A 9,604-nucleotide genomic window follows, 5' to 3' on the forward strand; every position below is an offset into this window, starting at 1 on the left:
GGTTTCGACTGACACACCATCGCGAGCAGGCTCGCTCCCACAGGAGGGCAGTGGTGGTTTTGAAAGGAATGTCTGTAGCCAAACATCCCGATTTTTGAAGGAAAATTCTTTAAAAAAGCACGACAAATCTGAGTTTCCTGTCCCTTCGTCAACACCCCTTGCCGCTCATGCAGAATCGCCCGCCTTCACTCTGCAGAGACACATCGGATGTTCGCTCTTGCTAATCAACCGCGCTTTACGCTGACCGTCGACGGTGACCAGCATGACCTCAAGGTGCTTGAGTTCACCGGCAAGGAAGCCATCAGCCAGCCTTACCGCTTTGATCTGGAACTGGTCAGTGAACGGCCGGACATCGAGCTCGAAAGCCTTCTGCATCGTCAGGCGTTTCTGAGTCTCGATACACAAGGCAGCGGTATTCACGGTCAGATTTTTCGGGTTGGCCAGGGCGATTCCGGTAAGCGTCTGACGCGCTATCAAGTCAGCCTGGTCCCGCGTTTGACCTACCTCGACCAGCGCATCAATCAGCGGATTTTCCAGCACAAAAGCGTGCCGCTGATCATTGCGCAAATCCTTGAGGATCATGGCATCCAGCGCGATGCGTTCGCCTTTCAGCTCGGCAGCGATTACCCCGATCGCGAGTACTGCGTGCAATACGCGGAAAGCGACCTGGCGTTCATCCAGCGCTTGTGTGCCGAGATCGGCATTCACTACCACTTTCAGCACAGCCCTGACGGGCATTTGCTGGTGTTTGGTGATGACCAGACGGTTTTCCCCCTGATCGACAAACCGACACTTTTCTCGCCTGACACGGGAATGGCGGCCGACGCGCCTGCGATCAATCGCTTCAACGTGCGGCTGGAAACCCGCACCACTTCGGTAGCCCGTCGCGACTACGACTTCCACAAACCCGGGCTGCAACTTGAAAGCCGAAGCGACAACGGGCAACTGCCGACGCTTGAGGATTATCACTTTCCTGGCCAGTTCACGGATCGCGAATCTGGCAGGGCGCTGGCTCAACGAACACTGGAGCGCCACAACGCAGACTACCGTCAGGCTGAAGGTCGCAGCGATGAGCCCGCTTTGGTGGCAGGCCACTTCCTGGTGTTGTCGGAACACCCACGCCAGGCCTGGAATGACCTGTGGCTGATCACCCAAATCGAACACCATGGCCGTCAGCCGCAAGTGCTGGAAGAGATGGCCGGCAGCAACCCGGAAGATTTCCAAGGCTATAGCAATACTTTCCTGGCGACACCGTGGGATGTTTCGTTTCGCCCACCCCTGATCGGGAAACCCACTTTCACCGGCTACCAGACCGCCGTAGTCACTGGCCCGACCGACAGTGAAATCCACTGTGACGAGTACGGCCGCGTCAAGGTTCAGCTCGCCTGGGATCGTGACGCAAAGCGCAATGAACACTCCAGTTGCTGGCTGCGCGTCGCCACCGGCTGGGCGCATGAGGGCTACGGCATCGCACTGATTCCTCGGGTCGGCATGGAAGTGTTGGTGGGGTTCCTCGATGCCGACGTCGATAAGCCGATGGTCATGGGCTGCGTGCCCAATGGCGCCAACTCGATACCACTGAATCTGCCTGCCGACAAAACCCGCAGCATTTTCCGTAGCCAAAGCAGTCCCGGTGGCGGCGGTTACAGCGAATTACGCATCGAGGATCGCAAAGGGGCCGAGGAAATCTACCTGCGAGCCCAGCGAAACTGGACTCAACACGTGTTGAACGACCTGCACGTCCAGGTCGCAAATCTGCGCAGTGCGGTGATTGGTGCCAACGATAACCTGCACGTTCACGGTGACCGCTCCATCACCGTAAGCAACCAGACCCTCAAGGCGAGCGGGCAATTTCACGCCAGCGCCGGCCAGCAAATTGTCATCGATGGCGGCGCAAGCGCGACCATCCAGGCGGGTGGCCACTGGATCAACATCGGCCCCGCCGGGATCTTCAGCAGCGTTCCGATTGAACTGGGCGGTGCACCGATGCCGGCCATGGACGCCGCGACCACTCAACGAACACTTCTGGCACTCAGCACAGCACAGATTCTGACCCTGAAAAGCGACGCCCCATTCTGCGAAGAATGTGAACGCTGCAAGGGTGGTGTCTGTGCAGCCTGAGTGCTTGTCACCCCTCACTTGGCTGGAGCGCCAACCACTCGAGCCTTCCGAGCAGTTGTTCGCAGTGTTCGGCAATGCCAGTTCCGCTGAGCCGTTCAACGCCTGGCAGAGATCAAGTCCGTTGCATGCTCCGAGCCCGATCTGGGCCGACACCGCTTACGCCGAGTGGGAACCGGTCATGCCCTATGTCGGAATCGTCGCTGCTGGCAGTGAGTTTCTGGATTGGGTCGCCACTACCGAGTCTCGCGACTGGGGTTGGCTGGCGGTTTCCTCTGCGCCTCAAGACGTGTTGATCGAACATCTGCGCAGCCTCACGCAAGTGTTTTTGCCCAATGGCAACGCGGTGTTTTTCCGCTTTTGGGACGGGCATTACTTGCTGCCGATTCTTCAGTCTGCCGAGGTTGATGTCGCTCAACTGCTGCCGGTCGTGGGGCGGTGCCTGATCAATGGTCAGCCGCTCGACATCGGTGGAACTGCACTGAAAACCTCCAGGGTTTTTCCATGGTGGGAAGTCGGCGCAACGCTGTTGAAGCAACTCTGCGAACACTCAAACACCACTCGGCTGAACAACTTGCTCACGTGGCTGAGCGAGGACCGTCCTGATCTTTTCGAGGCGTTTTCCGAAAGCGTTTTGCGGCACAAAGTCGCGATCTTTCTGGAAGAGCCGGGCCTGCCGCCAGCCCCGAAATCAGCCTTGGTGGATTACCTGTCGATGGAGCTGGACTGATGGATCAGATCGTACGGATCGAGCAGGAGCTCGACGGTTTCAAGGACACGCTGAGTGTGTATCGCCAGCAACTCAAGGGCTTTTTAAGTCGCAATGCCGACAAGGTCAGCCGGGCAATGGACCTGCCCTCGCTGATGGACATGGACCGGCAGATCAAACTGGGCAATACCACTACGTCGGTGAGCCGCAGTGATGACGACTTTTTCTCCAGTGTTGCGCAGTGTCCGCTAAACGGAATTCTGCAGATCGAGAGCAAGTTCGAATCGGTTTATGACGTTCCGCTGGGGAACATTGATGTTGATGTGATTGCCGTTGATGGCGGCGAAAAAAACACCGTCACGCTCGATGAAAACGGCAAGGGACAATTCAGGGGCATTGCCGGGAAGTTCTACCGCGTGCATGTCCACAGCGCGGTGACTTCGGATCAGGTTGATGAGCTTTTCAAGTCTTACGACGGCCTGACCGGACAGCTGGAAGACTGGCTGCGCACTGAGTGGCAAGGCTTCAAACCGCAGTGGTCGCAGTCAGCGTTTGCCGCTGCGGGTAATGGCCTGCTGGCGGGAAGTTGGGCGGCGGTCATTGGTGTGTGGGACAGCATCAGCCTGCTCTCGGACATTCTCCAGGATCCCGGCAAGTTCGTTGAGCGGTTGGGTAGCAGTGCGGATGAACTGGCCACGCTCGCCAAAACCGCTCCGGACGTCATGGCCAAGGTCCAACTGCTGGCCAGTGACGAAGCGGCGCTGTGTTTGTTGTTGCGAACCGCCAGCCTCTGGCTGGAGATGTTGCCGCCCAGCGAGATCGCTGGAAAAACCGCCGAAGCACTGTCGACGGTGGTGGTTCAGTTGCTCATCGACATTCTAATTGGCGTGGTCCTGACCTTCGCCGGTGCGGGGGCGGGCATCGCCTACCTGGGTATGCGTCTCGCCAGCTACGGCGCCCGTATCGTCAGCGCCGTGCAGGGTTTCGTCAAAGCGATTTTCACCCTCATCAACAACTTCATGACCTACGTCGACCAGTACAAAAAGGTCGCCGCACGGGGCGTGGCAGCGGGTGTGAAAAAAGGCGGATTGCACCTGCGTTGGGACGCCAGACGCAATACCACGCTCAAACAAAACGAACACCACGACGACGCTTCGAAGCAGGCCACAAATCCCAACGGCGACAGCGCCGATTCCGCCGATAAAACCGCGACCAACAAATGCCCGGTGTCGATGGTCACCGGCGAAGAACTGCTGACCCTCACCGACGGTTCATTGAATGGAATCCTGCCGTTCGACTTCACGCGCCTCTATCGCACCAGCGCCGTCGAGATTGATTGCGGCATCGGTTTTGGCTGGAGTCACAGCCTTGCGCACCGACTGGAAATCGATGGCGATGGCGTCACCTGGATCGACCACGAAAACCGTCGCACCACCTTTCCGCTGCCTGGCAATGAGCGCCCGGCGATCCACAACAGCCTCTCGCGTGCAGCGATTTACCTGGGCGACGCCCCGGAAGAGCTGATCCTCGCCCAGGCCGGCGACGACACGCGTTTCTATCATTTCATCAACGGTCGATTGGCTGCGATCAGCGACGGTTACGACAACCGGTTGCGCATCACTCACGACCGCCGCGACCGTATCCAGCGCCTCGACAACGGCGCCGGTCGCGCCTTGTTGTTGCGCTACGACCAGCACCATTTGATTGCCGTCGACTACCAGCGTTTTGTCCCGGCAGACACGTCGGACGAAGCCTGGATAACCGAACAGACGCTGATCAGTTACCGCTACGACGAGCGCGCTCGACTGATCGAAGCGACCAACGCCGCCGGGGAAAGCGAGCGTTACGACTACGACGACCAGCACGTCATCCAGCAACGGCAGCTGGCCGGTGGGGCGAGTTTCTTCTGGGAGTGGGAAAGGTCCGGCAAGGCTGCGCGATGCGTCCGGCATTGGGCGTCGTTTGCGCAGATGGAAGCGCGTTATGTCTGGGATGACGAGGGCAGTGTCACCGTCCACAACATCGACGGCAGCGAAGAGGTTTACCAGCATGACGACCGGGCGCGACTGGTGCGCAAGGTCGAGCTGGATGGCGGCGAACACCTTAAGGCCTACGACGACAAAGGGCGATTGATTGCCGAGCAGGATCCGCTCGGCGCTGTCACCGCGTACCACTACGACGAAGTCGGACGCTTGGTGGCGCTGATTCCGCCGGAAGATGAGCCCACGTCCTACGAGTATCGCAACGGTTTCCTGCATGCCCGGTATCGCGGCAAAGCGGTCTGGAAATATCAGCGCAATGCTCAGGGCGACATCACCGAAGAGACTGATCCCGACGGTCAGGTCACCCACTATCACTACGATGAAAAAGGACAGTTGCTGTCGATCCGTTACCCGGATAGCAGTCGCCATCTCTTCGTCCGCAATGCTTTGGGGCAACTGGTTGAAGAAACTTTACCGGACGGTGGGCTGCGGCGGTTTTCCTACGACGTGCTGGGCCGGCGGATTACCGATCAGGATGAACACGGATCGCTCACTCACTACGGGTGGGACGCCGTTGGGCGACTGGTTCAGACGACACTTCCTACAGGGGCCACTCGCGCCTTCAGCTACAACGCCTACGGAAAAATCACCGCCGAACGCGACGAGCTTGGCCTCGTTACCCGCTACGAATACGTCGATGGTTTGCATCTGGTCAGCCGCCGGATCAATCCCGACGGCACGCAGCTCAACTATCGCTACGACAACGCGCAGCTGCTGCTCACAGAAATCGAAAACGAATCCGGCGAACAATATCGCCTGGACTACACGCCCGGCGGATTGATCCAACAGGAGATCGGGTTCGACGGCCAGCGCACGGCATACACCTACGACCTCAACGCAAACCTGTTGGAAAAAACCGAGTTCGGCGACGACGGCTCGCAGCGGGTTACCGCTTATGAGCGAGATTCGGCAGGGCGGTTGCTGGTCAAAACGCTGCCCGATGGCATCAAGGTCGAATATTGCTATGACAGCCTCGGCCGACTGATCAGCGTCGACGACGGTCACGATCATCCACTGGAATTCGAGTACGACCGACAAGACCGTTTGATCACCGAGCACCAAGGCTGGGGCACCTTGCGCTACGGCTACGACACCTGTGGCCAACTCAACCGCATGCGCCTGCCGGACGGCAGCAAGCTCGATTACCACCACGCCAAGGGTGGCGCGCTGACCGCCATCGACCTCAACGGCGCGCCGCTCACCACCCACCAATTCACGTTTGGCCGCGAACAACAGCGCCAACAAGGCCAGCTCACCAGCCGCTACCACTACGACGAACAGGGCCGCCTGCAAGCACACGCGATCAATCAACACACCCGGCCGCTGTACCTGCGCCACTACACCTACGCGGTCAACGGCAACCTGGCGACCATCGCCGACAGCCGCCACGGCCAGCGCAGTTATTACTACGACGCCCTCAACCGCCTGACCCGCGTGCGCCACACCCGCGACGACCCACCGGAAAGCTTCGCCCACGACCCGGCCGGCAACCTGCTGATGCAAAACCGCCCCGGTGTGGCTGCCGTAAAAGGCAATCGCCTGCTCATGCAAGGCGACCGGCATTACGACTACGACGCCTTCGGCAACCTCATCCGCGAACGTCGCGGCTCCGGGCAAAAACTCGTCACCGAATATGCCTACGACTGCCAGCATCGCTTGGTCAGCGTCACGACCCCGGACGGGCGTTGCGCGAGTTACCGCTACGACGCCTTCGGCCGACGCATCGCTAAAACCGTCGACGGTAAAACCACCGAGTTCTTCTGGCAGGGCGACAACCTCGTCGCTGAAAGCAGTCGCGAGCATTACCGCAGCTACGTCTACGAACCCGGCACCTTCCGCCCGCTGGCCATGCTCGACGGCAAAGGCCCGCGCGAGGCTTGCCCGTTTTACTACCAACTCGATCACCTTGGTACGCCGCAGGAACTGACCGATTTTGGTGGCGAGATTGTCTGGTCGGCGAAGTACAACGCCTACGGAAAAGTCACGCGGTTAGCGTTCGGTGGGGGCGAGCAACTTGAGCAGCCGCTGCGGTTTCAGGGGCAGTACTTCGATGCCGAGAGCGGCCTGCATTACAACCGGCATCGGTACTATGATCCGGAGGTAGGGCGGTACCTGACGCCGGATCCGGTCAAGTTGGCGGGTGGGCTGAACGGGTATCGGTACGCGCTGAATCCGACGGGGTGGGTTGATCCGTTGGGGTTGGCTTGTACCGCTTGTCCTGGCGATTTGGATGTTGATGGGCCGTACAGCGAAATTGTTCCAGGTGGAGGTTTGGCTGCGCATGAAGCTCAAGGAGGGCACCTCATCAAGAAACATGTGGGGAGAACGGACAAGCAGTTAGCTAAAAGGTTAAAAGCTGAGCCAAATATTCCTGCTGCATCAACGTTTCCCGATCGAGCTACTGCTGAGTCGGCTTCTTCGAAAGCATTAGATGCAAATAAAGCAAAAATCGAAAAATTCCTTCAGGGGAAGAAGGCGAAGACGATAGTTACTCATACGTTCCCTTACCCAGTAGGGGTAAGTATGCCCAATGGACGTAACAACCATTTGCCAGCTTCGAAGGTATTGTTGGTGCTGGTAAAGGATGCCCGACGGCCTGAGGGATATTTTTTGCTAACAGGATTTCCAGAGATATGAACAAAGAGCTTCCCGAGTTACACGATTTTTTTGGCGCGTACTTTCATCAGGATTGGACTGTCGAACACGGGACCGCTGAGCAAGTTATAGATGCTTTTTTAGCTGACGCTGACCCCCGGGATTTAATGTTGGTCCGGGAAGAGCTCAATTTTCTGCTTGATCAGCGGAAGGACGAAGTGGAGTTAAGGGAGTATCTATTGAAAGAGCTGAGCTGTTACTACTGCTACTGGAACGTGTGGGAATCCGGCGAATTATGGTTGCGTCATATTGCTAGCAAACTGGATAGCAACACTGATGAAAATTAAAATTCGTCCCTTTTAGGTATCAGCCTTGAAGACCAATCAACCTGGTAAGGCTTGTTATCTCTGAGACAGATAGATTTTATGAGCGCTTCGCGCTCAATTCGCGGGCAAGCCTCGCTCCTACAGGATTGGTGTTGTCCCCATTTTCGCGACCGACCTCAATCCTGTAGGAGCGAGGCTTGCCCGCGAAGGCGGTCTTACAGGCTGCGAAATTTCCGGGCAAGGTCGTCGGAAGTTTCCTTCAAGTTTTAGCGGTTTGCATGAACTGGTGGGAAGTGCGTTCCATCGATAGTCTCTGGTGGTCACTGAAAATTCAGTGGCAGGGTGTAGGAACCCTTCAAGACTAGAGAGGACGCTTTGGCGTCGACACCTGTATTTGCGGCCGGCAACGTGCGTCCGTAAGATCAGTTGCGGCAGCTCTGCGCGGGCATGCTTCGGCGTGGTCGAGTTCTCTGGTCTCGATATTCCTACCCCGCGTATAGCTGCCACCCAAGCCTGTAGGAAGGCCGATGGTAGCTTCCCTTCTTACCAGAGGTTTAAAAATGACTAATCTTCACCCCGATCCACCCTACGAAAAACCAACTCCTCCACCCAAAAGCCGTTTCATGGCTCTGACCAGTAACTGCGACGACATGCCCACCTTGTTCGTCGATACCCTCGCACCACTCGACGTTTTATACGACGCCGCCAGCTATCGAATCCGCGCTGTCACCCAAGTGCTCGAAAACCTGTCGATGCGTGGTTCTATCGAGTGCCAGTCCTTCATCCTCAGTGACTTTGCCCTGCTCTGCGCCATTCCGTTGCGGGACGGGTGTGATGTGCTAGATGTGTTGGGGCGGCGGTTGAAGGCTCGGCCTTCCGCGTAGCGCCACTGAATGATCGTTTCCACGTGCTGCGTGGGAACGATCACTGCCCGCTCAGCCGCGAAGCCCTGACGTTCGCCTCGGTACAAGGTAAACTTCCCGGCCTTCGCAGGAGCAATCATGAATTATCGTCACGCCTTCCATGCCGGCAATCACGCCGATGTGTTCAAACACCTGACCTTGACCCGCCTCATCGCCCTGATGTCGCGCAAGGAGCAGCCGTTTGCCTATCTCGACACTCACGCCGGCATTGGTCTGTATGACCTGCAAGGCGATCAGGCGAGCCGTACCGGTGAGTACCTGGAAGGCATCGCGCGGTTGTGGGATCAGCCGGATCTGCCGGAACTGACCGCCGATTACATGAAGGTGCTGCACGACATGAACCCGGATGGCCAGTTGCGCTATTACCCGGGGTCGCCAGAGCTGGCGCGCCGTCTGACGCGGCCGCAGGATCGGGTGATGCTCAACGAGAAGCACCCCGAAGACGGTGTGTTGCTCAAGGACAACATGGCCGGTGACCGTCGCGTGAAGGTTCACCTCGGCGAAGGCTGGCATGTGCCGCGTGCAATGTTGCCGGTGCAGGAGAAGCGCGCGGTGATGTTGATTGATCCGCCGTTTGAACAGCTCGATGAGATGCAGCGTTGCGCGGCGTCGCTGAAAGAAGCGATTGGCCGGATGCGTCAAACCGTGGCGGCGATCTGGTACCCGGTGAAGGACCAGCGCATGTTGCGTCGTTTTTATCAGGATCTGGCCGGCACGGGCGCGCCGAAGTTGTTGCGGGTGGAGTTGCTGGTGCATCCGCTGGACACGCCGAACAGTCTGAACGGTTCCGGGTTGGCGATCGCGAACCCGCCGTGGGGGCTGGAAGAGGAATTGCGTGAGCTGCTGCCGTGGTTGTCCAAGAAGTTGGGACAAACCCAGGGTGGGTGGCAG

The 9,604-nt window shown here is 58.2% G+C and carries 6 protein-coding genes; all 6 read left to right on the top strand.

Features of this window, described 5'->3' with window-relative positions; all coding sequences use genetic code 11:
• Positions 1 to 207: 207 nt before the first annotated feature.
• Positions 208 to 2,121, top strand: coding sequence for a type VI secretion system tip protein VgrG (locus tag KGA97_RS28040; protein ID WP_223481885.1), 1,914 nt, complete (start codon positions 208 to 210; stop codon positions 2,119 to 2,121).
• Entirely contained in the window at positions 2,111 to 2,848 is a 738-nt protein-coding gene (locus tag KGA97_RS28045; protein WP_223481886.1) for a DUF4123 domain-containing protein, read from the top strand. Before KGA97_RS28040 ends, KGA97_RS28045 begins: the two co-directional genes overlap by 11 nt.
• Positions 2,848 to 7,506, top strand: a complete 4,659-nt coding sequence (locus KGA97_RS28050) for an RNase A-like domain-containing protein (RefSeq protein ID WP_223481887.1) — start codon at positions 2,848 to 2,850, stop codon at positions 7,504 to 7,506. The genes KGA97_RS28045 and KGA97_RS28050 overlap by 1 nt, the downstream gene beginning before the upstream one ends.
• Positions 7,503 to 7,811: a contact-dependent growth inhibition system immunity protein gene (locus KGA97_RS28055; RefSeq protein ID WP_223481888.1), complete on the top strand. Its 309-nt coding sequence runs from the start codon at positions 7,503 to 7,505 to the stop codon at positions 7,809 to 7,811. Before KGA97_RS28050 ends, KGA97_RS28055 begins: the two co-directional genes overlap by 4 nt.
• Before the next feature lie 539 nt (positions 7,812 to 8,350).
• The gene (locus KGA97_RS28060; protein WP_223436192.1) at positions 8,351 to 8,674 is read left to right on the top strand and encodes a hypothetical protein; all 324 of its coding nucleotides are present in this window, start codon (positions 8,351 to 8,353) and stop codon (positions 8,672 to 8,674) included.
• Positions 8,675 to 8,791: 117 nt separating this feature from the next.
• Positions 8,792 to 9,604: 23S rRNA (adenine(2030)-N(6))-methyltransferase RlmJ (locus KGA97_RS28065; protein ID WP_223481889.1), on the top strand; the 813-nt coding region annotated here is incomplete at its 3' end.

Source organism: Pseudomonas sp. BF-B-15 (genome assembly GCF_019946675.1).
Taxonomy (GTDB): domain Bacteria; phylum Pseudomonadota; class Gammaproteobacteria; order Pseudomonadales; family Pseudomonadaceae; genus Aquipseudomonas; species Aquipseudomonas migulae.

Coding starts and splice junctions, on each gene's coding strand:
- KGA97_RS28050 (WP_223481887.1), top strand. CDS start 2,848: ATGGATCAGATCGTACGGATCGAGCAGGAGCTCGACGGTTTCAAGGAC.
- KGA97_RS28040 (WP_223481885.1), top strand. CDS start 208: ATGTTCGCTCTTGCTAATCAACCGCGCTTTACGCTGACCGTCGACGGT.
- KGA97_RS28055 (WP_223481888.1), top strand. CDS start 7,503: ATGAACAAAGAGCTTCCCGAGTTACACGATTTTTTTGGCGCGTACTTT.
- KGA97_RS28060 (WP_223436192.1), top strand. CDS start 8,351: ATGACTAATCTTCACCCCGATCCACCCTACGAAAAACCAACTCCTCCA.